Origin of the sequence: Comamonas sp. BIGb0124 (assembly GCF_003752175.1) — a bacterium.
GTDB lineage: Bacteria > Pseudomonadota > Gammaproteobacteria > Burkholderiales > Burkholderiaceae_C > Comamonas_F.
This window is the reverse complement of record NZ_RJVF01000014.1, coordinates 71,976-96,313: the sequence shown is the minus strand read 5'-3', so window position 1 is coordinate 96,313 and position 24,338 is coordinate 71,976. Positions and strand designations below refer to the sequence as shown.

The 24,338-nt window shown below is 64.7% G+C and carries 21 protein-coding genes and 1 pseudogene; 11 read left to right on the top strand and 11 right to left on the bottom strand.

The features are described from left to right. Window positions 1–5: 5 nt before the first annotated feature. A complete protein-coding gene (locus EC845_RS18460) occupies window positions 6–803 on the bottom strand; it encodes an SDR family oxidoreductase (RefSeq protein WP_123299616.1) in 798 nt (265 codons plus the stop codon). Between the two features lie 72 nt (window positions 804–875). Then, a complete protein-coding gene (locus tag EC845_RS18455) occupies window positions 876–1,820 on the bottom strand; it encodes a DMT family transporter (RefSeq protein WP_123299837.1) in 945 nt (314 codons plus the stop codon). Window positions 1,821–2,061: 241 nt separating this feature from the next. On the opposite strand from EC845_RS18455, the gene EC845_RS18450 reads away from it, so the two are divergent. Further along, window positions 2,062–2,763: a mobilization protein gene (locus EC845_RS18450; protein ID WP_123299836.1), complete on the top strand. Its 702-nt coding sequence runs from the start codon at window positions 2,062–2,064 to the stop codon at window positions 2,761–2,763. A gap of 9 nt (window positions 2,764–2,772) precedes the next feature. Here EC845_RS18450 and EC845_RS18445 read toward each other — a convergent pair whose 3' ends face one another. Next, window positions 2,773–3,546, bottom strand: a complete 774-nt coding sequence (locus tag EC845_RS18445) for a 2-keto-4-pentenoate hydratase (protein WP_123299835.1) — start codon at window positions 3,544–3,546, stop codon at window positions 2,773–2,775. Window positions 3,547–3,786: 240 nt separating this feature from the next. On the opposite strand from EC845_RS18445, the gene EC845_RS18440 reads away from it, so the two are divergent. From EC845_RS18440 to EC845_RS18425, 4 genes are all read left to right on the top strand, one after another. Then, window positions 3,787–4,782 carry a tripartite tricarboxylate transporter substrate binding protein gene (locus EC845_RS18440; RefSeq protein WP_123299615.1) on the top strand — a complete coding sequence of 332 codons (996 nt, stop codon included), beginning with the start codon at window positions 3,787–3,789 and terminating at the stop codon, window positions 4,780–4,782. Window positions 4,783–4,890: 108 nt separating this feature from the next. Next, window positions 4,891–6,375 (top strand): SidA/IucD/PvdA family monooxygenase, encoded by a 1,485-nt coding sequence (locus EC845_RS18435; protein ID WP_233598168.1) that lies wholly within the window; start codon window positions 4,891–4,893, stop codon window positions 6,373–6,375. Window positions 6,376–6,518: 143 nt separating this feature from the next. Then, a complete protein-coding gene (locus EC845_RS18430) occupies window positions 6,519–7,679 on the top strand; it encodes a peroxidase-related enzyme (RefSeq protein WP_123299834.1) in 1,161 nt (386 codons plus the stop codon). A gap of 101 nt (window positions 7,680–7,780) precedes the next feature. Beyond that, window positions 7,781–8,767 (top strand): DMT family transporter, encoded by a 987-nt coding sequence (locus tag EC845_RS18425; protein WP_123299613.1) that lies wholly within the window; start codon window positions 7,781–7,783, stop codon window positions 8,765–8,767. A gap of 19 nt (window positions 8,768–8,786) precedes the next feature. Here EC845_RS18425 and EC845_RS18420 read toward each other — a convergent pair whose 3' ends face one another. Both EC845_RS18420 and EC845_RS18415 read right to left on the bottom strand, forming a co-directional pair. After that, window positions 8,787–9,575, bottom strand: coding sequence for a Crp/Fnr family transcriptional regulator (locus EC845_RS18420; RefSeq protein ID WP_123299612.1), 789 nt, complete (start codon window positions 9,573–9,575; stop codon window positions 8,787–8,789). 100 nt (window positions 9,576–9,675) lie between these two features. Further along, entirely contained in the window at window positions 9,676–10,701 is a 1,026-nt protein-coding gene (locus EC845_RS18415; protein WP_123299611.1) for a tripartite tricarboxylate transporter substrate binding protein, read from the bottom strand. 152 nt (window positions 10,702–10,853) lie between these two features. On the opposite strand from EC845_RS18415, the gene EC845_RS18410 reads away from it, so the two are divergent. The 4 genes and pseudogenes from EC845_RS18410 to EC845_RS18395 form a co-directional block, all read left to right on the top strand. Beyond that, window positions 10,854–11,810 carry a LysR family transcriptional regulator gene (locus EC845_RS18410; protein ID WP_123299610.1) on the top strand — a complete coding sequence of 319 codons (957 nt, stop codon included), beginning with the start codon at window positions 10,854–10,856 and terminating at the stop codon, window positions 11,808–11,810. Between the two features lie 117 nt (window positions 11,811–11,927). Continuing rightward, the gene (locus EC845_RS18405) at window positions 11,928–14,363 is read left to right on the top strand and encodes a membrane-bound PQQ-dependent dehydrogenase, glucose/quinate/shikimate family (protein WP_123299609.1); all 2,436 of its coding nucleotides are present in this window, start codon (window positions 11,928–11,930) and stop codon (window positions 14,361–14,363) included. 463 nt (window positions 14,364–14,826) lie between these two features. After that, window positions 14,827–15,159 carry a hypothetical protein gene (locus tag EC845_RS18400; protein ID WP_233598167.1) on the top strand — a complete coding sequence of 111 codons (333 nt, stop codon included), beginning with the start codon at window positions 14,827–14,829 and terminating at the stop codon, window positions 15,157–15,159. A gap of 66 nt (window positions 15,160–15,225) precedes the next feature. Beyond that, window positions 15,226–16,172 (top strand): annotated as a pseudogene (locus EC845_RS18395) (IS5 family transposase); the annotation flags it as partial. Between the two features lie 260 nt (window positions 16,173–16,432). Here the strand turns inward: EC845_RS18395 and EC845_RS18390 are convergent. The 4 genes from EC845_RS18390 to EC845_RS18375 all read right to left on the bottom strand — a co-directional run bounded on the left by EC845_RS18390 (window position 16,433) and on the right by EC845_RS18375 (window position 20,649). Continuing rightward, window positions 16,433–17,179 carry an SDR family NAD(P)-dependent oxidoreductase gene (locus tag EC845_RS18390; RefSeq protein WP_123299608.1) on the bottom strand — a complete coding sequence of 249 codons (747 nt, stop codon included), beginning with the start codon at window positions 17,177–17,179 and terminating at the stop codon, window positions 16,433–16,435. A gap of 77 nt (window positions 17,180–17,256) precedes the next feature. Then, window positions 17,257–18,234, bottom strand: coding sequence for a tripartite tricarboxylate transporter substrate binding protein (locus tag EC845_RS18385; RefSeq protein WP_123299607.1), 978 nt, complete (start codon window positions 18,232–18,234; stop codon window positions 17,257–17,259). Between the two features lie 45 nt (window positions 18,235–18,279). Beyond that, the gene (locus EC845_RS18380) at window positions 18,280–19,767 is read right to left on the bottom strand and encodes an aldehyde dehydrogenase (protein WP_123299606.1); all 1,488 of its coding nucleotides are present in this window, start codon (window positions 19,765–19,767) and stop codon (window positions 18,280–18,282) included. A 57-nt stretch (window positions 19,768–19,824) separates the two neighbouring features. Beyond that, entirely contained in the window at window positions 19,825–20,649 is an 825-nt protein-coding gene (locus EC845_RS18375) for an SDR family NAD(P)-dependent oxidoreductase (RefSeq protein ID WP_123299605.1), read from the bottom strand. A gap of 472 nt (window positions 20,650–21,121) precedes the next feature. Here EC845_RS18375 and EC845_RS18370 point away from each other — a divergent pair, with 472 nt between their 5' ends. Further along, a complete protein-coding gene (locus tag EC845_RS18370; RefSeq protein WP_158615729.1) occupies window positions 21,122–22,102 on the top strand; it encodes a tripartite tricarboxylate transporter substrate binding protein in 981 nt (326 codons plus the stop codon). A gap of 73 nt (window positions 22,103–22,175) precedes the next feature. Beyond that, complete coding sequence (locus EC845_RS18365) at window positions 22,176–23,072, top strand: LysR family transcriptional regulator (RefSeq protein ID WP_158615728.1); 897 nt, start codon at window positions 22,176–22,178, stop codon at window positions 23,070–23,072. Between the two features lie 56 nt (window positions 23,073–23,128). On the opposite strand, the gene EC845_RS18360 is transcribed toward EC845_RS18365, so the two are convergent. Beyond that, a complete protein-coding gene (locus EC845_RS18360) occupies window positions 23,129–23,389 on the bottom strand; it encodes a hypothetical protein (protein ID WP_148077344.1) in 261 nt (86 codons plus the stop codon). Next, the gene (locus EC845_RS18355; RefSeq protein ID WP_123299601.1) at window positions 23,346–24,332 is read right to left on the bottom strand and encodes a ketopantoate reductase family protein; all 987 of its coding nucleotides are present in this window, start codon (window positions 24,330–24,332) and stop codon (window positions 23,346–23,348) included. Before EC845_RS18355 ends, EC845_RS18360 begins: the two co-directional genes overlap by 44 nt. Window positions 24,333–24,338: the final 6 nt, after the last annotated feature.

Genomic DNA, 24,338 nt, shown 5'->3' with positions numbered 1-24,338 from the left:
GGGCCTCAGTAGGTTCCGGGGTAGGCGCCGCCGTCGAGCAGGATGTTCTGGCCGGTCATGTAGGCCGCCTGGCGGCTGCACAGGAAAGCGCAGACCTGGCCGAATTCGGCGGGGTCTCCCAGCCGGCCCACGGGAATGGTCTTGCCGACGATCTTGCGGGCCTCGTCGGTGCTGACGTTGTGCTGCTGGGCGGTCTTGCTCAGCGTGGTGGCCAGCCGGTCGGTGTCGAAGCGGCCCGGCAGCAGGTTGTTGATGGTCACGCCCTTGGCGGCGATCTCGGGGTTGCGCGCCACGCCGGCGACAAAACCCGTGAGGCCGCTGCGTGCGCCGTTGGACAGGCCCAGGATGTCGATCGGCGCCTTGACCGAGCTCGACGTGATGTTGACGATGCGGCCGAACCCGCGCGCCAGCATGCCGTCGATGGTGGCCTGGATCAACGCCACCGGCGTGAGCATGTTGGCGTCGAGCGCCTTGATCCAGGCTTCGCGATCCCAGTCGCGGAAATTGCCGGGAGGCGGTCCGCCTGCGTTGGTGACCACGATGTCGAAATCACGGCCCGGACCTTCGGCGTGCGAGAAGACCGCTTCGCGGCCGGCCTCGGTGGTGATGTCGGCAGCCACGGCCAAGGCCTTGACGCCGTACTGGCTGCTCAGCCGGGCCGCGGCCTCCTCGAGTGCCTGCGCGCCGCGCGCCACCATCACCACATGGACCCCTTCGGCAGCCAGCGCCGTGGCGCAGCCCAGGCCCAGCCCCTTGCTGGCACCGCCGACCAATGCCCATTTGCCTTTCAAACCCAAATCCATCGCGATCTCCTTTTCTGATTGATTGACTGACTGTTGACTGATTGATCGAGTGACTGCCGCCGCGCGGCCCACTCACGACTTGCGCCGCGTGACGATGTAGACACCGCCCATGACCAGCGCGGTGCCGGCCACGATCCATGCATTGAAGGGCTCGCCGAGCAGCCAGATGCCCATGAGGATGGTGGACATCGGACCGATCATGCCGACCTGCGCGGCCAGCCCCGGCCCGATGCGTTCGATGGCCATCATGACCAGCAGCACCGGAATGACGGTGCAGGCCGTGGCATTGAGCACGGACAGCCCGATCACCTCGGGGGCCACCACGGCCGCCGACAGCGGCTGCGTCACCACGAACTGCAGGATACAGAATACACAGGCTGCACTGCTGGCCAGCCCCGCCAGGCGCAGCGAGCCCAGCCGCTTGACCAGCTCGCCGCTGTAGACCAGGTAGACCGCATAGCTCACCGCGCTGCCCAGAACCAGCCCTGCGCCGATGGCGGTGCCCCAGCCGTCGAAGCGCATCTCGTGGCCGAAGACCAGCAGCACGCCCGCGTAGCTCACGCCCATGGCCACCCACTGCGCCGGCTGCGGCCGCTTCCTGTACATCAGCATGCCGAGCAGCAGCACCAGCGTGGGGTTGAGATAGAGGATGAGCCGCTCCAGGCTGGCACTGATGTAGTGCAGCCCCGCGAAGTCGAGATAACTCGCCAGGTAATAGCCCGTGAAACCCAGCCAGGCCACGCCCAGCCAGTCGCGCAGCCCCAGGCCGGGTTTGCCACGGCCCGCCCACCAGCCCATCAACAGGAAAACCGGCAGTGCAAACAGCATGCGGTACATCAGCAGGGTGACCGGATCCACGCCGTAGCGATACGCCAGCTTGACGATGATGGCCTTGCCGCTGAAAGCAATGGAGCCCAGCAGGGCCATGGCGATGCCTGCGGCCATCGAGCCGGACGGCACGGCGGACGAAGACGCAGAGGAGGGGGAGGAGGAAGAGGAAGAGGAAGAGGTGCTCATATCGATCGGCACGGCCATCGGGTGCGCGAAGGCCGGAGTGTGGCACGGTTGGCCGGCGTTCGCCTGCAGCATGCGACAAGCCTGAGCACGTGGCTGGCGATGCCGGCCCCGGCCGGGCCGCGACACGATATGCCGTCCTGCACCCTTACCGTCACGCAAGCCTGCCACAATGGACGAGCCGCACCGGCAACATGTCGCGCCGCAGAACCCGGCACGCATGCAACCCAACTACGCAAGATACATGAGCTCCATCCATTTCATCGGCGGCGAAAAAGGCGGCGTCGGCAAATCCCTGTTCGCGCGCGTCCTGGCCCAGTACCTCATCGACCATGAGTTGCCGCTGGCAGCCTTCGACAGCGACCAGTCGCACGGCTCGCTGCTGCGCTACTACGCGGACTACACCCAACCCATCGTGCCCGCCAAGACCGACGGCCTGGACCGCGCCGTCGAGGCCGCTGCCGAGGACGGCCAGCTCAGCGTGCTGATCGACCTCGCCGCCCAGACCCACGGCTCGCTGCAGGCCTGGCTGCAGAGCGCGGACGTGCCCGGCCTGGCCGCCGAGCTGCAGATCGGTCTGACCTACTGGCACGTGATGGATGCCGGCCACGACTCGGTGAGCCTGCTGTCCCGGCTGATCGACGAGCTGGATCCGCGCGTGCGCCTGGTTCTGGTGCTCAACGAGATCCGCGGCGACCAGTTCGAGCAACTGCAGAGCAGCGGCGTGAAGGCCCGCGCCGAGGAACGCGGCGCGCTGGCACTGGCCATGCCCCGGCTGCCGGACAACACCGTGCAGCGCATCGACAGCCATGGCGCCAGCTTCTGGGCCGCCATCAATCCGCAAGACCCGAACGGTTCCGCACTGGGGCTGATCGAACGCCAGCGCGTGAAGGTCTGGCTGCAGCGCCTCTACGCGGAAATCGCCCGCGTGGGCGTGGTGGGCTGAGCCCGCTCCTCAGCTCACGCTGATCTCGGCCCGTCCCACGCCGGGAAAATCGGCCACCACACGGGCGCCCGGCTGCACGAACTCCGAGCCGGTGCACGAACCCGTGGTGACCCACTGGCCGGCCTTGAGGCCGCCCAGGCTGCGCGCGCCCACGTTGGCCAGCCACACCAGCAGACGGAAGGGATGGCCGGCCGAGTTGCCGCCGGCCTCGTGCGCCACGGCCACGCGACCGTTGACGCTGATGCTCACGGGCTGCTCGAGCGGTGCGACCTGGCGGAAATCCTGCCGGCCCGAGCCGATGATCAGCGCGCCATGGTTGGCCTGATCGGCCAGGCGGCTGAGCGCATCCTGCTGGCCCCATTGGGCGTAGCGGGTGTCGCAGACCTCGATGGCGACCCGCACCGATCCGACCGCGTCCAGCACTTCCGCTTCGCTGTAGGGCTGCTCGCGCGGCGGCAGATCGGCCACGATCTCGTAAGCCAGTTCGGCCTCCACGCCGATGACATGGAAAGCCGCCGCATTGAGGGCCACGAACTCGCCGACATGCACCGAATCGGCGGTCAGGGCGCTGCGCGCGGGCTCGGCTTCGGGCGACGCTGCGCCCACTTTCCAGCCGGCGACCACACCGCGCGACTGCACCACGATGTCCTGGACGGCATAGGCCTGGGCTTCATCGGACGGACGCAGGAACTCGGGCAGATCGAGTGGCCGCTGCGCCGGCGCAAGCCGTGCCGAGGTCAGCACGGCCGCAGCGCTTTCGGCGTCGTAAGGAGAAAAAGACATGGCATCCTCAATGGGGGGCTGGAAGGCATCGCATGGCGCACGCGAGGCATGCACCGAACCGGGCACATTATGGCGACATGCCACGCACGCGGTCATTCACGTGGGCGATTTCACAGCGCAACGCTGATATATGCATATGGCATGTGGTTATGAATTTTTCGGGACAATGGGATCGCTTGGGGGCTGGCGCACAAATTGCCTGCTCCGATTGCATCTTCTCGCTCTCCCGGGTTCTCCACCATGCTACGCACCGCCTTGCGCTCCTTCTCCATCGCCGCTGCCGCCTGCACGGCGCTCGCCGCGCCCCTGCACGCCCAGGACACCGACTACCCGCACCAGCCCATCATGCTGATCATGGGCTTTCCTGCAGGCTCCGGCGTGGATGTGGTGGCACGTGCCATCCAGGAACCGCTGGCGCAGAAGCTGGGCCAGCCGATCATCATCGACTACAAGTCGGGCGCGGCCGGCAACATCGCCAGCGAGTACGTGGCACGGGCCAGGCCGGACGGCTATACCCTGGTCTTCGGCACGGCCGCCACGCACGGCAGCAATGCCGCGCTCTATAAAAAGCTGCCGTTCGACGTCGAGACCGACTTCGTGCCCGTCGCCCCGGTGCTCGATGTCTCCAACGTGCTCACCATCAATCCCGACGTGATCGACGTGCGCACGCTCAAGGAATTCGTCGACACGGTGCGGGCCAATCCGGGCAAGTACAACTTCGCGTCCACCGGCAACGGGGCCGGCACCCACATGGCGTTTGCCGAGTTCAATTCGCGCCTGGGCCTGGACATGATCCATGTGCCCTACAAGGGCGGCCCCGAGGCCATCCTGTCGGTGACGCGCGGCGAGACCTGCTGCATCATGAACCAGGTCCAGACCGTGCTGCCGCACTACAAGGCGGGCAAGGTGCGCCTGCTGGGCGTGACCACGGCCAAGCCGGTGGCCGCCATCTCCGAGGTGCCGACCATCGCCTCCAGCGGCATCAAGGGCACGGAGAAGTTCGACAGCTCGATCTGGTTCGGCATCTTTGCGCCCAAGGGCACGCCGGCGCCCGTCGTCGCCAAGCTCAACACGGCCGTTCGCCAGGTGCTGGAACAGCCCGATGTGCGCGAACGTTTCGAAAGCCAGGGCAACACGATTCGCATCGAGAGCCCCGCGGCGTTCCGCCAGACGGTACACAATGACCGCCTGAAATGGGCCAAGGTGGCCAAGGACGCCAACATCAGCATCGACTGACGGCGCCGCCCGGCGCGCCTTTGTCCCGACGGCCCTGCATGCGGGGCCGTTTGCTTTTGGCGGCAGGCCCGGCCTGCTCCGATGTCCCCCGACGAGACCGATCTGTCCATGAACTCCCCTTCCCCCATCGGCCTGGCCGCGCACGACGTGCGGGTGGCCGACGACCTGCTCAGCCTGGGCTGGCCGGCCAAGCCCTGGATGCCCGCGACGACACACGACGGCCAGACCGTGCACGACGTGATCGTCGTCGGGGCCGGCCAGGCCGGACTGGCCTTGGCTTTCGGGCTGGCGCAGCAAGGCATCGCGGCCTTGCTGCTCGACCGCGCGCCCGCGGGTTTCGAGGGTCCCTGGGCCACCACCGCCCGCATGGAGACGCTGCGCTCGCCCAAGGAACTGACGGGGCCGGCGATGGGGGTGCCTGCCTTGACTTTCCGCGCTTGGTTCATCGCGCAGCACGGCCAGGCCGCGTGGGACGACCTGGGCAAGATCCCGCGCCTGCAGTGGATGGACTATCTGCGCTGGCTGCGCCGCGTCACGCACGCCCAGGTGCGCAACGGCTGCGAGGTGACGGACGTGCAGCCGCAGGGCGAGGCCCGCGTGGCCCTGCAGGTGTCGCAACGGCAGCCCGACGGCAGCCAGGTGCAGGCGCAATTTCTGGCACGGCGCGTGGTGCTGGCCACCGGGCGCGACGGCCTGGGCGGCCCCAGCGTGCCCGCGTTCGTGCGGGATGTGCCCCGCACGCGCTGGGCGCACTCATCGGACGCCATGGACTACGCCTCGCTGCGCGGCCGGCGCGTGGCCGTCGTCGGCGCAGGCAGTTCGGCCATGGACTGTGCCGCCACGGCGCTCGAGCACGGTGCGACCAGCGTCGACCTGCTCATCCGCCGGGCGGACATTCCGCGCATCAACAAATCCAAGGCCTCGGGCGTGCCCGGACTGACACAGGGCCACTACGACCTGCCCGACGCATGGAAATGGCGCATCCGGCATTACATCAATGCGCAGCAGGTGCCGCCGCCGCAGGGCAGCACGCTGCGTGTGGCACGCCACCCCAACGCCTATTTCAACCAGAACTGCGCCGTGACATCGGTGCAAGAGTCCGCCGGTGCCGAGGGTGGCGCCTCGCAGCTCGAGATCCACACCACGCAGGGGGTGTTCGAGGCGGATTTTCTGGTGGTCTCGACCGGCTTCCAGATGGACTGGGCGCAGAAACCGGAGTACGCCACGATCGCACCGCACGTACGCCTGTGGCGCGCACGCCGGCCGGCCGATGCGGACGAGGCCGATGCGGAGCTCGACGGTTCGCCCGACCTGGGACCGGCCTTCGAGTTCCAGCAGAACACGCCCGGCACCTGCCCGGGCCTGGGCCGCATCCACTGTTTCTGTTATCCGGCCACGCTGTCGTTCGGCTCGATTGCCGGCGACATCCCGTCGATCAGCGACGGCGCCCGCCGGCTGGCCGGCGCGCTCGCCAGCCTGTTCTACCGCGAAGACATCGAGGTGCACTGGGCACGGCTGCAGGCGTATGCCGATCCCGAACTCACGGGCCAGGAGTGGACGCCCGCCGACAGCAGCCTGCGCGTGCGGCGCTGAACGGCGCCGAGTGCATCGAGGCGCGGCACCGCCACCGATCGCGGCTGCCGTACCCGCCCTGGCTGCAGCGGCGATCCGCCTGCGGTAAGCTACCGGACCGCATTCGCCTGGCGAACCGCACCGCATTTTTCCGTGTATTGCCCATGACTTCCCTGCCCTTGTCTCGCGCCGAAGCCGGTGCCGATGTGATCAACGAACTGGCCGCGCTGACGGCCGGCAGCCACGGCTGGACCGTGCGCCAGCGGCGCGAGAAGGTGGCGACCGCGACACAGGCCTGCCACGCCCTGATCTTTGCCGAATCGGCCGAGGCCGGACCCGAGGGCCTGAGCCTGGCCGAACGCCTGTGGGCCGCGCAGCAGACGGCCGAGGCCTCGGGCCTGCCGGCCACGGCGGCCTACTACGCCGCAGCCCTGCAAGCACAGGCCGGCGCCGCACCGGCGTCCACGCCGCGGCTGCAGGCCATCGCCCGTTTTGCATCGACCATCGCCCGCGACCCGCTGGCAGCCGACCGGCAGGCCCTGCTGGCGCTGCAGGACGACGGCCTGACGCCGGCCGACATCGTGCTGCTGGCGCAGTTGATCGGCTACGTGGCCTATCAGTTGCGTGTGGCAGCCGGGGTCGCCGCGCTGGACGCGCTGGGCCCAGCGCCCGCCGCCGCAGAGCCGGCCGACGGCGCGGCGGATGCGGCGCCCTTCGTTCATCCCGCCAACCTGCCGCCGCCCGGCCAGGCCTTGCGCATCAACGGCTACACCAGCGAAACGCTGGGCTGGCGCGCCTGGCTGCCGGTGGTCGATCCGGCCACGGCCACGCCGCTCCAGCAAGCCGTGCTGGATGCCAGCCACCCCAAGGCCCGGACCTCGGACTTCTACCTGCTGCTGGTGCACCAGCCACGGGTGCTCGAGGAACGCTCGGCGGCGTTCAACGCCATCATGTACGCACCCGGCGGCCTGGCGCGTGCCGAACGCGAACTGGCCACGGCGGCCGTCTCGCGTGTCAACGGCTGCGTGTACTGCCTGTCGGTGCACGCCCAGCGTTTCGAGCAACTGGCCAAGCGCAACGACGTCATCGCGCAGTTGTTCCAGGATCCCGAGACGGCCGGCACCTCGGCGCGCGAGCGGGCCATCGTGCAGTTCGCACTGGCCCTGACGCGGCAGCCGGGCACGCTGTCGGCCGCATCGCTGCTGCCCTTGCGCCAGGCCGGCCTGTCCGACCTGGAAGTTCTGGATGTCATCCACGCCAGTGCCCTGTTCGCATGGGCCAACCGGCTGATGCTCAACCTGGGCGAAGCGGTGCTGCCGGACTGACGCAGCGGAAGCCGGACCGGTCGAAAGAACGAATCCGCCGAGCCGGACCGCGCAGGTCCGGCCGGCCAGGACCGCAAGGTCCCCAACAGACAGGTGTGATCATGGGTGCAGGAGTCTTGTGCGGTTTGCTGGCCGGTGCGTTCTGGGGACTGGTGTTCCTGACCCCCCGGCTGCTGCCGGCGTTCACGCCCTGGGAGCTGTCGATCGGGCGTTATGTCTGCTACGGCGTGATCGCCCTGATGTTTCTGGCCCCCGCGCTGCGCCGGACGCTCGCGCGCGTGGACCGGCACGATCTCGCGGCCATGGTCCGGCAGTCGCTGGCGGGCAACATCGTCTATTACATCCTGCTGGCCTACGGGGTGCAGTTGGCAGGCATCGCCCCCACGTCGCTCATCATCGGGCTGCTGCCCCTGCTGGTCACGCTGATGGGGCGCGCCGACCATGGTGCCATTCCGCTCAAGAGCCTGGCCTGGCCGCTGGCCACGGTGGCGGCGGGCATCGCCTGCATCAACATCGATCTGTTCACGCACAGCGCCTCGGGTGCGTCGGGCCGCTCGCTGATGCAGAACGTGGCGGGCGTGGTCTGTGCGGTGCTGGCGCTGCTGTCGTGGTCCTGGTACACGCTGGACAACACCCGTTACCTGCAGCGCAACGCCAAGTTCACCGGCGGTCAGTGGTCGGCGCTGTACGGACTGACCAGCGGCGCCATCGCGCTGGTCATGGGCCTGGTGGGCCTGCTGCTGTTCGCGCCCCAGATCACCGGTGCGGCCGCCCAGGCCACCGGCCGCGACTGGACACTGTTCTGGCTGGTCAATGCCGCGCTGGCCCTGGGTGCATCGATGATCGGCAATCAGCTCTGGAACATCGCCAGCCGCCGCGTGCCGGTCACGCTGTCGGGCCAGCTCATCATCTTCGAGACGCTGTTTGCCCTGCTCTACGGTTTTGTGTACGGGCAGCAATGGCCCCGTCCGCTGGAACTGGCGGCCATCGTGCTGCTGGTCGCGGGCGTGGCCTGGGCCGTGCGCAAACATGCCGAGGTGCGCCCGGCCGAACCCGCCGCCAAGGCGCTCGACGGCGCCCATGGCTGAACCGGGCCGCGCCCGATCGCTAGCCCTTGAGCCGGCCGCTGTCGACCAGCGCCTGCAGGCGCACGATGTCGAGCAGCAGCAGGGCCTTGCCGTCCTTGGCGGCCAGGCCCTGCCGCTGCAGCCATGAGAGCTCGCGCGTGACCTGTTCGCGGTTGGTGCCGATGTAGTTGGCCAGCACCTGGTGGCGCGGCGAGGGCTCCAGCCTGGCCTGGTTGGCCTGCACGCCCACGCGGTGGGCCATGCGCAGCAGGGCCGCGTGCAGCCGACCGCGCACCGTCAGCGTGCTGAGCTCGACGATGCGCTGGCTGAAACGCCGCACCGCATGGGCCATGTTCTGCAGCAGCGCCATGGCGAAAGCCGGATCCTCGCGCAGCATGGCGAGGAAGGATTCGGTCTCGAGTTGCGCCACCAGACTGGGCTGCATGGTCACGGCCTCGACCGATTCGTCGTAGTCCGGGCCCAGCAGGATGGCGACGGCGCCGAAGCAGTCTCCCGGCCCCATGACCTGGAACGCGACCTCGCGCCCGCTTTCTTCGTAGGTGGTGATGAGCACCCGCCCCGTGGCCACCACACAGAAGCCCGCGGTGTACGAGGCCGGAATGGTGTAGCCCGCCTCGTAGGCGTGCCAGGTGCAGGCCTGCGCCAGGGCCTGCAGGCGCTCGGCCGACAGGTCCTGGAACAGCGTCACGCTGCGCAGGGTCTGCAGCGACACGGGCGGACGGGCGAGCCGCCCGGGTGCTTCGCCCGCTTCGGGAGACGCACGCAGCGGCTCGAGTATCGGGCTGTCTCCAGCGGTTGTAGTGGTCATCGGGCGAACGGGGTACCTGGCAAACAGCCAAAGCCGAACATTAACCCGAAAACACGGACCGCACCGTCGCCGGCGGCCCAGGCGGCAGGCCGCCTTTGCGTCAATCGCCCCGGATGCCGCGCTCCTTGATGAGCTTGCCGAAACGAACGGTGTCTTCCCGGGCCTTGTCGCCGAAGGCCTGCGCGCTCATCGGTGCGGGCGCGCCGCCCAGGGCCTCCATGCGTTTCCGGAAGTCGGGGCTGGAGACGATGCGTGTGATCTCGTCGTGCAACCGGTCGACGATGGCGGAGGGTGTGCCCGTCGGCGCATAGACGCCGAAGTAGGTGTCGGCGTCGAAGCCCTTGAGGCCGGCTTCGTCGAGCGTGGGAACATCCTTGAATTCGGCCGAGCGCTGCTGGCTGCCGACGGCCAGCAGTCGCAATCCACCCGACCGCACATGCGGCAGGCCGACACCGGAGTCGAACAGGTAATCGATCTGGCCGCCCAGCAGATCCTGCAAGGCGGGCGCGGCGCCGCGATACGGCACGTGGGTGGACGTCACGCCCGCCGCGGTGTTGAACATCTCGCCGGCCAGGTGGGGCGAGCTGCCGTTGCCCGGCGAGCCGTACGACAGCTTGCCCGGATGGGCGCGGGCATAGGCCATGAACTCGGCCGCCGTGCGCGCCGGAAAATCGGGCTTGACCACCAGGTAGACCAGAATCCGCGAGGCCGAGGCCACCGGCACCAGATCCTTGGCGGGATCGAAGGACATGTTGGCGTAGATGGCCGGGTTGATGGAGACCATGCCGCCCGAGCTCAGCAGCAGGGTGTAGCCGTCGGGCTGAGCCCGTGCCACCGCTTCGCCGCCCACGTTGCCGCCGGCGCCCGAGCGGTTCTCCACGATCACCGGCTGGCCCAGGGCCTGCTGCAGCGGGGTGTTGAGGGCACGCGCGATCTGGTCGGCGGCCCCGCCGGGGGCGAAGTTGACCACCAGGCGGATGGGTTTGTCGGGGTAGGCCGGGCCGGCCTTCTGCGCCGAGGCCGTCTGCGGCAGGAGCGCCAGCGTCGCGGCGGTGCATGTCACGGCGGCGAGCAGCAGCCGGCGGCGCCCGTTCCGCAAGCCTGCGGCGGGAAATCTGAGTGGCATGTCGTCTTGTCTCCAGCGGTTTGTCTTTGTGATCGGCCCGAGCCACAGGCCGGGTTGCAGTATCGAGCCGCATACACTATTCACCAATAAAATCGGCTTGATAAGCACTATTGCCCCTGCGCATGTTGCCAGGACCGGCCTCGACACACACCATGCACATCAACGACATCGATCTCAACCTGCTGCGGCTGTTCGACGCCATCTATCGCGCGCGCAGCGTGAGCCGGGCGGCCGATCTGCTGGGTCTGTCTCAGCCGGCGGCCAGTCAGGGCCTGGCGCGGCTGCGCCTGCTGCTGGGCGACGCGCTGTTCGTGCGCAGCGCCGGACGCATGGCCCCCACGCCCCGCGCCGACCGGCTGGCGCACGCGGTGCAATCGGCGATTGCCACGCTGGAGTCGGCGCTCAACGAAAACACCCGCTTCGATCCGGCCACGGTGCGCATGGACCTGCGGCTGCATCTCAGCGACATCGGGGAGGCGCGGTTCCTGCCCCAGCTCATGCGTGCGCTGCGCCAGGAGACACCGGGCGTGCGCGTGCACAGCCGTGCGCTGCCGCACGAAGAAATCGCCCTGGCCCTGGACAGCGGCACGCTGGATTTCGCCATCGGTTTCCTGCCCTCGGTGCACGACACCCAGCGCCATGCGCTGCTCGACGACCGCTACATCGTGCTGGTGCGCCGCGACCACCCTCTGGTGGTGCCGCTGGCCGGGCCGCGCGACCGGCCCGTGGCAGGCACCGCGGCGTTCCAGGCCGATCTGGACGCTCTGGAATACGTGGCCGTGCGCACCCACTCCGACACCATCCGCATCCTGCAGCTGCTGCGCCTGGAAGACCGCGTCCGCCTGACGGCCTCGCATTTCATGGCCCTGCCACCCATCGTGCGCACCACCGACCTGGCGGTGATCATGCCGCTGGACATCGCGCAGGGCTTCGCCGCCTCGGGCGACTATGCGCTGGTGCAGCCGCAGATGCCGCTGCAGGATTTCACCGTCTCGCTGCACTGGAGCCGCCGCTTCGAACGCGATCCGGCCCTGCACTGGATGCGCCAGCGGGTGGTGCGGCTGTTCGACCGCCGGCAGACCGGGGACGGGCCGCCGCAGGCGGATTGAAACGCGGCGGAGGGGGTATTTCCAGAACCATTCCCCACTCCCTAATACGTTTTAGCAGGCACCTACAATGAGCGCCCTGCCTCACCCGCGAGGCCAGAACTCCATTACCCGCTCCTCATGCAGACATCTCAACGACAACTTTCTGCGCTCGCCCGAATCTGGCTGGTCCTCCTGGGACTGTTGATTCTGGCCGGTGGCGCTTTCTTTGCCATCAACGGCTACACCCTCGCCACGCTCGGCGGCAGTGCCTACTTTGTGGTCTGCGGCCTGGTGCTCGCGGCCGCGGGCATCCAGATCATCCGCCAGCGCCCGAGCGGCGCCGTGCTCTATGCCCTGGCCGTTGCCGGTACCGTCATCTGGTCCCTTGCCGAGGTCGGCCTGGACTTCTGGCCGCTGGTCTCCCGCGCCCTGCTGCTGGTGGGCGTGGCGGTGCTGGTCGCGCTCTCGTTCCCGCTGCTGCGCCGCGCGCAGAAGCAGCCGGTCTCCCGGACCCGGGCCAACGCGGTCGCCGGCGTGCTCGCGCTGGCCTGCCTGGCCACGGTGGGCGGCATGTTCGTGCCGCACGCCCCGGTGCCTGCCGTGGGCGACAGCGTGGCCCTGAAACCGGTCGCGCCGGATCAGGAACAGCGCAACTGGGCGCACTACGGCAACACGTCGGGCGGCACCCGTTTTGCCGCGCTCGACCAGATCACGCGCAACAACGTCAAGGATCTGGCCGTGGCCTGGACCTACCGCACCGGCGACACACCGGTCAGCCCCGGCGGCGGCGGTGCTGAAGACCAGCTCACGCCTTTGCAGATCGGCGAGCGGGTGTTCGTGTGCACACCGCACAACAACGTGATCGCACTCGACGCATCCACCGGCAAGGAGCTCTGGAAGACCGAGATCAATGCCAAGCAGAAAAAATGGATGCGTTGCCGTGGCCTGGCGTATTTCGACGCCACCCAGCCCCTGGAGCAGCCCACCGTGGCCGGCGCCTCGCCCATCCCGGCAGTCGCCGTCGCCCCGGGCGCGGCCTGCCAGCGCCGTATCCTTATGAACAGCGTCGCCCCCGAACTGGTGGCGCTGGATGCAGACACCGGCGAGTTCTGTGCCGACTTCGGGGTCAATGGCCGCGTCGACCTGCGCGCGGGCCTGGGCAAGGGCGCCGACAAGGGCGAGGTCTATCCGACCTCGGCCCCGACGCTGGCCGGCACCACCGTCGTCATCGGCGGCCGCGTGGCCGACAACGTCAGCACCGACATGCCCGGCGGCGTGGTGCGCGGTTTCGACGTGATCACCGGCCAACTGCGCTGGGCCTTCGATCCGGGCAACCCTGACGACACGCAAGCCCCTGCGGCAGGCCAGACCTATGTGCGTTCGACGCCCAATGTCTGGGCCCCGATGTCCTACGACCCGCAATCCAACACCGTGTTCATGCCCGTGGGCAGCGCTGCGGTCGACCTGTGGGGCGTCAAGCACACCGCGCTGGACCGCAAGTACGGCGCATCCATGCTGGCGGTCGATGCCACCACCGGCCGCGAGAAATGGGTCTACCAGACCGTTCACGACGACCTGTGGGATTTCGACGTGCCGATGCAGCCGACCTTCGTCGACTTCCCCGTCGCCGAAGGCAAGACCGTGCCCGCGCTGGTGTTCGGCACCAAGGCCGGCCAGATCTTTGTGCTCGACCGCCAGACCGGCCAGCCTCTGACCCCGGTCGAGGAACGCCCGGTGCCGGCCGGCAACATCGAAGGCGAGACGTATTCGCCCACCCAGCCGTTCTCGGTCGGCATGCCGGCCATCGGCGCCGACGACCTCAAGGAATCGGACATGTGGGGCGCGACGCCGTTCGACCAACTGCTGTGCCGCATCCACTTCAAGTCCAAGCGCTACACCGGCCTGTTCACGCCCCCGGGCACCGATGCATCGCTCAACCTGCCCGGCTCGCTGGGCGGCATGAACTGGGGCGGCCTGTCGCTGGATCCGGTCAACCAGTTGCTGTTCATCAACGACATGCGGGTCGGACTGGAAGTCCAGCTGATCAAGGCCGACCCGGCCGATGCCGGCGCCAAGAGCGACGGCAACGAGGCTGCCGCGATCACGCGCCCGGTGCCGCTGGACGGCACGCCGTACGCGATCAACGCCAAGGTGCGCTTCATGTCGCCGCTGGAGATTCCGTGCCAGAAGCCGCCGTTCGGCACGCTGACCGCCGTCGACCTGAAGACCCGGAAGATCGCCTGGCAGGTGCCGGTCGGCACCGTCCAGGACACCGGCCCGTTCGGCGTCAAGATGGGCCTGCCGATCCCGGTGGGCATGCCCACCATCGGCGGCACGATGGCCACCCAGGGCGGCCTGGTGTTCATCGCGGCCAGCCAGGATTACTACCTGCGTGCCTACGATGCCGGCACCGGCCGTGAAGTCTGGAAGGGCCGCCTGCCCGTCGGCAGCCAGGGCACGCCGATCAGCTACAAGTCCACGCAGACCGGCAAGCAGTATGTCCTGGTCTCGGCCGGCGGCGCCCGCAATTCGCCGGACCGCGGCGACTACGTCGTCGCCTACGCGCTGCCCTGATCGTCAGCCAGCCCAGGCCCCCGCCGGGCCTGCGACCTCGAAGCCCGATGCAGCCGCATCGGGCTTTTTTTACGCCGGGTGGGGGGGGGTGTGCGGGGACCGGAAACGACGACGGCCGCACAGGGGCGGCCGTCTCGATGCGTCATCGCCGTCGGGGCCGTCCGGCCCCGGGCAGGGTCAGACGTTGATCACACGTTTAAACGTTGATCGGTCGGCAAAGGCCCGTGAATGCTAGGTTTCGCGGAGAAATCGGGCCACGGCCTTTGCGGGAATCGCTGGAAGTACCCCCAGTTGTATCCCCATAGGGGTATCGGGATGATAGATCAGTCTGGAAGCTGGTGCCAGGACTATGCGTGCAGAATAAAACGACTATGGCGCAGACAGGATTGTTGGCTGACTGCCGAGAGTACGCGGTGAGACACAGGGGAACGGGCCAATGTGGCCCAGACCTTGGAGAACTCTCATGGCAGACCATCACACCCGCCACAACCCGCTGGGGCAAAACGCCCTGTTAATCACACCGACCTCAAGCATGCTCGATGCTCGACTCACGCCGCTGGAGCGCAATGGATGGCAGGTGCTGCTCATGCTGCGCCCTGCCGAGGGCATCAGCCCGCTGGCGAATCTGGGGCAGTTGCGCCGCAATCTCACCACCACTACACCGTTGGAGCAGGGGGCCGGGTGCGAGACGGCCCGGCGTGTCGTCGTCGTGCTTCGGCTGACTGGATGGATGGGTCGGCTTGATATGGCCGCAGTATTGCGGCCCTCCAAGGAACCTTTGCACGGTTCCCCTTGAAATGTGCTTTCCTTGATCAGCATCGGCGTGTCAATTGCATCACAGTAAGCAAGCTGGCCTAATTCAGCCCATTCGAACAAGCGCACGCGCAAGCGGTAGTTCCTAGAGTGGACGGATCTAGGTAATGCCGTGGAGCGACCAATTTGCACTGTTGGTGCACTACCAGCCCGAAGGCGGTCGGTACGGCCAGCATCCCTTTGCACCCGAGACCATACTGTGTATCTATTTTCTCCAACAGTGGTTCCGCTTGTCGGACTCGCCAATAGAAGAACCACTGCACGACGTGCCGCTGTTTCGCGATTTCGAGGGCTTGAGCAGTTGCGAAGACGCGGTACCCAGCAAGACGAGTATCCTACGCTTTCACCACCGGCTTAAAACGAACAAGCTCCCCCGGCCAAATTCTGGCCGTGGTCAATGACCTGCTCAGCAGCATAGGCGCTGCTACTGAAAGCCGGCACCGTGTAGACGCCACGCTCATTGCTGCGCCAAGCTCGGCGAGGAATAAACGATGGAACACGTGACCCAGAGATGACCAGAGCAAGAAGGGTCAGCGGTATGAGAGCGGTATGAAGGCCCCTATCGGTGTTGACGCCGACTCGTGCGTGGTACATCCGGTGCCGGAGAACGTCGGGTAACCTCGCTGACGTGGTGGAGGCCAACAGCCTGCTGCACGGCCAGCAGACAGATGCCTTTGGCGATGCGGGCTATCAGAGAGTCCACAGGCACCCTGATGCCAAAGACAGCGTACAGTGGCACGTGGCCATGAAGCCGTCGACACGGAGGAACTGGGAAAGGAGCACCGCCGTATAGGCGGCGGGCGGTGCATCAGTTGGAGAAGGCTCAGGCAAGCATTAGGGCCACGGTGGAACACCTATTTCCGGCGATCAAAAGCCCGTTCCACCACACCAAAGTGCGCTACCGGGGGCTGCAGAAAAATACCGAGCAATTCAAAGACGTTGTTTACGCTGAACGATTTGTCGATGGTGCGCCACCGGCTGCTGCCGGCGGCATAGATGCGTCTGCGACGCGCCTAATGACTGGGCACGATGTCGCTGGACGCCTCTGGGTAGGGCAATTGTGCGTGCATGACTTCAAGTGAGTGCCTTTGCGATGATGGTGCCCTGCACGCATACGTCAAACCGATTCGTGCAGACCCTCCCTAACCGCACTCATTTCTGCCTAATCTTCAGCTTGACCCGTAGCCGAGCCTGCCTCACTTCGATGAACCTCCATAGTTGAACACAAATGTCGCGCTCCAAACACTGGTGTATTTTTAGTGAAACGATCTGCCTCCGTCGACGGCCAATGCCGAGCCAGTAATGTAAGAGGACTCGTCACTCGTCAAGAAAAGAATGGCATTTGCTACCTCTTCGGGGTCTGCAAGCCTCTTGAGTGCGTAATTACCTACGTTGGCTCGAAATCCTTCGGCCATCGGCGTATCGACCATGCCCGGGCAGACGGTATTGGCTCGGATCTTGGGTGCGACTTCCGCTGCCAAGGCACGCGTGAAGCTGATCACCCCCCCTTTAGACGCAGCGTATGCCGTCAAGCCTGGCGTATTGGATAGTAAACCAGCGGCCGATGAAATATTGACGATCGTGCCCTTCTTTTCGCTGGCCATCCATTTGAGGCAACTCCGCGTAACGGCGTACGTTCCAAAAAGGTTGACCTCTACGACACGCCGCCACGCTGAAATGGAAAGATCATGGATCTGCCCGGTTGACATAATGCCGGCAGCATTGACGACGCCGTCAATTCCACCCATCGAAGCCGCAGCCTCATCGATGATGCGTTCGATGTTGACATCGTCTGTCACGTCGACCTCAAAGCGATAGACGTTGGGTAAAGAGGCGAGGGAGGAGGTATCCGGATGACTCCTGTCCAGCAAGGCGAGAGATGCACCAGCTTGCGCAAATAAATGGGCGGTCATCCTCCCGATACCGGACGATGCCCCGGTTACGACAATCTTGCGCCCTCGAAGTCGGTCGGCTGATTTGGAAAATTCCGATTCGATGTTCATTGTGAACCCTATTTAAGCGGTGGAACAGTACGGTAGTAATTTATCTGTCAGCGCGGTTGAGCGCCATTCATCGTGGTTTACGAGGTCACACTGATTTTGTTATCCGCAATGACCTTTTTCCACTTGGCTGCTTGGGTGACCATGAAATTTTGAAGTTCGGCACCCTTGATGAGATCGGTTTGATACGCTTGCGGATCCATGAGATTGTGAAAGGCCGAGGTGTTCACGGCGGTTTCAATCGAGTCGGCGAGCTTGCTGACGATGGCTGGGGGCGTACGCGCCGGCGCCACAAAGCCGTGCCAAAGCATCGAGTTAATGGAGGGATAACCCAGTTCCGCCATCGTTGGGACATCAGGCATGTTGACGGCACGCGTACTCGAGGTGACGGCAATGACCTTGATCTTCTTGTCCGGTCTGAGGGCAGCAGCCTCCGAGGCCGAGGCAAAGATCATGTCCGCAAACCCGCCTGCCAAAGCCTGAAGAGCTTCGGGATTGTTCTTGTATGCGACGTCGAGTCCATCGCCTTTGATGGTGTTAAGGAACATGATCGCAGTCAGATGGGCCACGGTACCCACACCTGCATTGGCGAAAACCACTCCTTTGCTGGATCGCGCCTTGGCAATCAGCTCATCGAGGGTGTTGATATTGGATTCAGCCGAGACCGTCAGCGCCAATGGATAGCCGCCAATTCCGATGATCGGTGCGAAGTCCTTCAAGCCATATCGAAGATTCTCCCTGAGAGCGGTTTGTGCAATACCCGCACTCGTCAGGCAAAGAACGTTATACCCGTCAGGGGGCGACATTGCGAGCGTGGCGCCTGCAATCGTGGTGGAACCACCGCCTTTGTTCTCTACCACGATGGGTTGGCCCAGAGTGCTGCCCACGCTTTGAGCAATGGTCCGACTCAACAAGTCATCCGTCCCGCCCGGAGGATTGCCGACGAGAAATTTGATCGGTCGGCGCGGATACGTTTCCTCCGCATGGGCCCATGGAATGAGCGAACTCGCCAGCACGGTTGCCGAGGTATTGCTGATGAATTTTCTACGTGAAATCATGTCTTGTCTCCTGTCGTCATTATTGATGTCATTCAGCTGTAGCCGCTATCTCTGCACAAATGGGTTGATGGGGGCGGACGAATCCGTGGCGATCATCACACTCTTTGTTTCAAGGTAATCGTGGATGGCTTCAATCCCACTCTCGCGCCCAAGTCCTGACTGTTTCATACCGCCGACTGGAACGAGGAAGCTGTAAGCTCGATAGGTATTGACCCAGACCATTCCCGCTTTGATTGACTTTGAAAGGCGAATCGCACGACCGATGTCACGAGTCCAGATCCCCGCAGCGAGGCCATAGACCACGTCGTTGCCCAGGCGAATGGCTTCTTCTTCCGTGTCGAAGCCCATGATCGAGAGGACGGGCCCAAATACTTCTTCCTGGGCGATGCGCATGTCCGGTGTCACGTCGGTGAAGATCGTCGGCTTCACGAACTGGCCGCATCCCAGGTCATCGCCTGTCGCGGCTTCGCCACCCAGCACGCACCGCGCGCCCTCGCTCTTGGCCAAAGCGATGTAGCGGAGCACTTTGTCGAACTGGGGCCTGGTGGCAATCGGGCCGATATTGGTTTCGGCCTGTTTCGGATCGCCGAGCTTGAGCGCTTTTGCCAGGTCGATCAGGCGCTGCGTGAAAGACTCTCTGATGGTGTTCTGCACGAGCAGTCGGGACCCGGCTGTGCACATCTGGCCCGCTGCTCCAAAGATGCCGGACACGGCGCCGATGATCGCGCTGTCGAGGTCCGCATCTTCGAACACGATGTTGGGAGACTTGCCGCCCAATTCCATCGAAACACGCTTGACCGTTTTGGCCGCTGCGGCGTACACCTTCGCTCCCGTGGTGTCCGAGCCTGTGAACGTGACTTTCGCGACATCGGAGTGCTCGACCAGGGGCGTACCCACTTCATGACCGAACCCCGTGACCACGTTGATTACGCCTGGCGGCAGGCCCGCCTCGCGGGTCAGGGCAGCGAACTCGAGAGAGCTGACAGAGGCGAACTCGGAAGGCTTGAGTACCACCGTGCATCCTGCCGCCAGTGCGGGAGCGCATTTCAGCGCAAAGAACATCAGGGGCGAGTTCCATGCCGTTAGCGCGACCACGACGCCCACGGGCTCTCGGTACGTGAGCGCGAGCATGTCGGCCTTGTCGATCGGGGGAATCGTTCCTTCGACCTTGTCGGCCAGACCGGCGAAGTAGTACCAATGCTCCGGCAGGTACTTCAGTTGGCCCTGCATTTCGGCGAGGAGCTTCCCGTTGTCGCGGGACTCCAATTCGGCAAGCCGCTGTGCAACCGCAGGCTCACTCAAAAGGTCGCCAATCCGGCGAAGAATCTTTCCCCGAGCCGTCGCGGACAAGGTGGCCCACTCCCCCGAGTGCAGTGCATTCTTTGCCGCAGCCACCGCGCGGTTGGCATCAGTGGCGCAACCTTTGGGGATCTTGGCCCAGACCTTGCCGTCGAAGGGATCGCTGGTCTCGATCCACTCTTGGCTGGCGGGTTCGGTCCATTGCCCATTGATCCAATGTGCGTAATTCTTCATTGCTGTTTCCATGTCATCTGCCTTGTCTGGTTCGTTTTACCCATGGCCTCATTCGGCTCAACTGCTGTGCGTCAATCCGCCATCGCAAGCGATCGTCTGGCCGGTGATGAACGAAGACGCACGCGTGCTGAGGAAGAGCACGAGTCCTACCAGATCGCTGGCAACTTGTGTCCTCGGGATGCATTGCTGGGTCAACTGCTGTTGACGCCTCTCAAGCGAGGGGTTGACCGCTCGGTCTACTTCCGTGGCCACACCACCGGGCCTCACGCAGTTGACCGTGATGCCCTGCGGCCCCAACTCGCGGGCGAGCGATGCCGTCATGCCGATCAGCGCGGATTTGGAGCTGACGTAGTGGAGATAGTTGGCGACGCCCAGGCGCACGGCGTCTGAGGAGATGTTGACGATGCGTCCCCATCCTTGCGTGCGCATCTGCTGCGCGACGGCGCAGACGCTGTTGTAGACGCCAGTCACGTTGACTTGCATGACCTGGTCCCACTCCGGCAGTGGAATTTGATCGAAGGGGCGTTTTTCCAGCGAGGCAAAGATGCCTGCGTTGTTAATCAGCACCTCGATCCGCCCAAAGCGCTCAACCACGGCGCCGACCATGGCGTCGACCGAGCGTCTGTCGCCGATGTCCAATGCCACCGCCATCGACTGGCCACCGGCCGCCTGGATCTCGGACGCCACCTTTTCCGCTGCCGCGAGATTGAGGTCTGCGACGATCGAGATCGCCCCCGCTGCGGAGAATTGTCGGGCTAGTTCACGCCCTATTCCTTGGCCGCCGCCGGTGACGATGACGACGCGCTCCACGACGCTGAAGTCTCGGGCCGCTTGCGGCACACCAGAATCTTCCTGGACTTTTACAAATGCTGTGTTGTTCATAGGTCTTCGATGCGTTGATTGGTGATTCGGCATTGAAAATGCCTGCCGTCGACTTTTGGTTGTAACGGGGGCGTGAATTGGGAGCGCTGCAGATCAATAAAAAATAGATTGGTTTTCCGAGATAAACAGCGTGCGACCTGGTCAATCGAACGCGCGATTGGGCCGGAGAATTATTGAGATAATCCGTTTTCCTTCAGCGGCTTTGCGTCAGGTATTGGGCGCAAACTATCGCGAACATTCCAATCCCGATCGGGATAGCTATAAATGACGGTTGATTCTAGGCAGAAAAACTGAAAGATCACACACTCCGGAGCACGGAAGCCAATTGCATATAACTTCAGGCTATATCATGTGGTAAACCCTTGGGAAATATTAAATGCAATTCCAATCAGAATGAAGCGGCAACGACGGTCGCCCGACTGATGTGCGAATGGCTATTGTTCGTTGCAAACATAACGCTTTGGAGACAACCATGAAATTCCACGCACACATTGCTCGTCACGTCGCAACTGCCTTAGTTGTCATGGCTAACGTTGCCCCGGCGGCGGCGACTCAGAACTGCCCCGGCGGTGCGGTGAAGCTGGTCATCGCCAACCCGCCGGGTGGAACCACGGATTTGCTGGCGCGCATCCTCGCTGACAAGTCCCGGGCTGTCCTGGGCCAGTCGGTCATGATCGAGAACAAGCCCGGCGCGACGACAACGCTCGGGGCAAACTACGTCGCCAAATCGCGCCCGGACGGTTGCACCGTCCTGACGCTCACCGCTGCGGGCGTGGTGGCCTCTGTCTACCGGGACAAGCTCCCGTACAACCTCAACACCGATTTCGTTCCCGTCTCGAGCGTTGGGTCATTTCCGATGGTCATCGCGGTATCGACCGGATCGAACCTGCGAAACTTCCAGGATGTTGTGGCCGCGATCAAATCGAAAGATGGCATCGTCTACGGCTCGGGCGGCCCTGGCAGCCTCGGTCACTTGTCGACCGTGCGTCTCATTGGCGATCTGGGTGGTCGCGGCAATCACATTCCATACAAGGGCAATAGCGAAGCCATGCATGCACTGATGGCCGACCATGTCCAGCTCTTCTTCCCGTCAGCCGCCGAGGCGCTGCCATTGGCCACGGATGGAAAGATCAGACTGATCGCCGTGACCGCAGCCGAGCGTCTCAGTGCGCTCCCGGATATCCCGACCACGAAGGAGCTCGGCTACCCCGAGTTCAACCCACGCCTGTGGTATGGGTTCGTGGTGCCCACCGGTACCCCCGAAGCCGACGTGACCCGGCTGCGCGAGGCATTCATGGCCGCCGCAAACGACCCGACCGTGAAAGAGCGCTTCGCTTCGTTGGGCTTTGCGTCCGAGGTGGGGGGTGGCCAGGCACTGGCGGACCACATCAAGCGAGAAGCTGCGCGGTGGTCGAAGATCATTGACGACAACAATCTGAGGGCTGCCCAATGAACCATCGCTTCTTTCGACAACAATAGACAAATCACTGGGTTACTCGCGCATGGACCCCCATAAGCTTCTACATTTGGCCGCGATTATCGAGCACGGCAGTCTTGCGAAAGCGGGCAAGGCGTTGGGCATCTCGCAGCCGTCGTTGACGAAATCGATGAATCGGCTGGAGCGGGAGCTTGGGATTACGCTTTTGGAGCGCAAGCCGACGGGTGCCGAGCCGACCTCGGCGGGTGAGCTCGTCTACACGCACGCCAGGTTGATCCGTGACGAGATGCAGACGGCAGCGGCGCGCCTGCAGGGGCGTGAAAGCCAAAGCGACGTTGTCACCCTGGGCGTGCTGCCGAGTCTTGCCAGCCACATCGTTCCTGTGGCCATTGCGCAGTGGAAGCGCCTTTATCCCGAGGTCCAACTGCGGCTGGTCGAGAAGGTTCAAATCGAATTGTTATGGGGTCTGTTGCGTGGCGAGTTCGACTTCGTCATCGGTCAGACCGAGTTCTTCGATGTCGCGCTCGACGGGCTCAAGCAGCGAGTACTTTTTCGCGACCACCTTAACATCTATGCGCGTACCGGGCATGAGCTGTTTTCCCAGCGAGAAGTGACTCTGAGTGACCTTGCTCGGTTTCCATGGGTATGTCCTCTGGTGGGGGGGCGGCAAAGGAACCTCCTGGACAAGTTGATGGCGGACGCAGGAATCCAGTCATTTCCTCGACCGATTGAAGGGGGCTCCGTGGATTTCATGAAGGCACTTCTTGCGAGCAGCGATTACGTCGCCATGCTCCCTGAACACGCAATCACATCGGGCATGAACGACATCGTGCTCAAACCATTGCCGATCGTCATCCCGGCGCTCAAGAGAGATATCGCCGTCATCCTCCACGAGCGGCGGCCGCTTGGCGTGGCCAGCCTCGATCTGGTTGCTCAGATCCAACTCACGGCGATCCAATTGATGGCAGGCACGGCTGCAAATTGAACGTAAGCCCTCAATAAACAATACCCTCGCCCGGTTCATCAGCATTCGCATCGGCATTACGTCGGCTTGGCCTGATCGATGCCGAACCGGGTGCCGAATTGAACGATGCGGCATGGCGCATGCAGATCGACGCTTGCATGCCCACCCGTGCCGACATCACGACAGAAGAACTCTGCGGCGCTCATTGCGAGCGCGATCTGATCGTACGGGAATGTGGTGGCATAAAAGGGCCGCATGATCTGCGGGCCCTTCGCAAGATGGAATTCCTTGCCGTTACTCCGCAACGTTATCGCGGTACAGGCCAGCAGCACGAGCACGTTGCATGGCCAGTTCGATGACCAGGTCCAGCGTCGGAGTCGGGACATCGACCAGCCTGGCCAATTCGAGCGGCACACGCAGCATGGCATCAATCTCCATCGGCCGTCCGGCCTCCAAGTCCTGCAGAATGCTTTGCTTGTGCCCGGACGAGGCCAGCTTGCCGATGCCTTCGTTGCCCGGTTCGCAACCCAGGGCACGAGCGATAGTCGCGGCTTCCTTCGCCATGGCATCGGCGGCCCGCGCGACCGTCGACTTGTCCAGCACGTGTTTCATCGCCGAGGCAGTGAGGATGCCCAATGAACCGCCCACCAAGTTCATCAGTAGCTTGGCCCAGATGGCATCCCGGATCCTGGCGGTCGATTCGAACTCCAGACCGCTGCCATCGAGCAACGTGGCCAGCCGCTCCAGTCGGGGATCGGGGCGGCCATCAGGACGGCCGGCCAGCAAGCGGTTGCGCGGGTTCTCGGCCTTGATCACGCCGGGCGCGACGACGCTGCAGGCGGTATAGGCCACCGCCCCAACGGCGCGCTCGGGCCGAACCTTGTCCCACAGGGCGCCTGTGGGGTCGATGCGCGGTAGACGCGTGTTCGCCAGAGCCCCATCCTGGCCATGGAAATACCACCACGGGATGCCGTTCATGGCGAACAGCGCCAGGCTGTCCGGTCCCAATAGGCCACTGACGCCGTCGGCGATGCTTGGCAGGGCCGGCGCCTTGACCGCCACGATCACGAGATCCTGCGGGCCCAGCGACTGCGGATCATCCGTCGCTACCGGATGGCTGGTTAGCACACCATCGCGCGTTTCCACGCGCAGGCCGTGGCGTTGGATGGCCGCCAAATGCTCGCCGCGGGCGACCACCGAAACTTCAGCGTCGCCATGAATGGCCAACCGAGCGGCGATGTGGCCGCCTACCGCACCGGCACCGTAAATACAGATCTTCATGCTTAT

Bases quoted from the DNA above. Each gene is read 5' to 3' on its own strand.
- EC845_RS18460 (WP_123299616.1), bottom strand. From the start codon at position 803: ATGGATTTGGGTTTGAAAGGCAAATGGGCATTGGTCGGCGGTGCCAGC.
- EC845_RS18455 (WP_123299837.1), bottom strand. From the start codon at position 1,820: ATGAGCACCTCTTCCTCTTCCTCTTCCTCCTCCCCCTCCTCTGCGTCT.
- EC845_RS18450 (WP_123299836.1), top strand. From the start codon at position 2,062: ATGAGCTCCATCCATTTCATCGGCGGCGAAAAAGGCGGCGTCGGCAAA.
- EC845_RS18445 (WP_123299835.1), bottom strand. From the start codon at position 3,546: ATGTCTTTTTCTCCTTACGACGCCGAAAGCGCTGCGGCCGTGCTGACC.
- EC845_RS18440 (WP_123299615.1), top strand. From the start codon at position 3,787: ATGCTACGCACCGCCTTGCGCTCCTTCTCCATCGCCGCTGCCGCCTGC.
- EC845_RS18435 (WP_233598168.1), top strand. From the start codon at position 4,891: ATGAACTCCCCTTCCCCCATCGGCCTGGCCGCGCACGACGTGCGGGTG.
- EC845_RS18430 (WP_123299834.1), top strand. From the start codon at position 6,519: ATGACTTCCCTGCCCTTGTCTCGCGCCGAAGCCGGTGCCGATGTGATC.
- EC845_RS18425 (WP_123299613.1), top strand. From the start codon at position 7,781: ATGGGTGCAGGAGTCTTGTGCGGTTTGCTGGCCGGTGCGTTCTGGGGA.
- EC845_RS18420 (WP_123299612.1), bottom strand. From the start codon at position 9,575: ATGACCACTACAACCGCTGGAGACAGCCCGATACTCGAGCCGCTGCGT.
- EC845_RS18415 (WP_123299611.1), bottom strand. From the start codon at position 10,701: ATGCCACTCAGATTTCCCGCCGCAGGCTTGCGGAACGGGCGCCGCCGG.
- EC845_RS18410 (WP_123299610.1), top strand. From the start codon at position 10,854: ATGCACATCAACGACATCGATCTCAACCTGCTGCGGCTGTTCGACGCC.
- EC845_RS18405 (WP_123299609.1), top strand. From the start codon at position 11,928: ATGCAGACATCTCAACGACAACTTTCTGCGCTCGCCCGAATCTGGCTG.
- EC845_RS18400 (WP_233598167.1), top strand. From the start codon at position 14,827: ATGGCAGACCATCACACCCGCCACAACCCGCTGGGGCAAAACGCCCTG.
- EC845_RS18390 (WP_123299608.1), bottom strand. From the start codon at position 17,179: ATGAACATCGAATCGGAATTTTCCAAATCAGCCGACCGACTTCGAGGG.
- EC845_RS18385 (WP_123299607.1), bottom strand. From the start codon at position 18,234: ATGATTTCACGTAGAAAATTCATCAGCAATACCTCGGCAACCGTGCTG.
- EC845_RS18380 (WP_123299606.1), bottom strand. From the start codon at position 19,767: ATGAAGAATTACGCACATTGGATCAATGGGCAATGGACCGAACCCGCC.
- EC845_RS18375 (WP_123299605.1), bottom strand. From the start codon at position 20,649: ATGAACAACACAGCATTTGTAAAAGTCCAGGAAGATTCTGGTGTGCCG.
- EC845_RS18370 (WP_158615729.1), top strand. From the start codon at position 21,122: ATGAAATTCCACGCACACATTGCTCGTCACGTCGCAACTGCCTTAGTT.
- EC845_RS18355 (WP_123299601.1), bottom strand. From the start codon at position 24,332: ATGAAGATCTGTATTTACGGTGCCGGTGCGGTAGGCGGCCACATCGCC.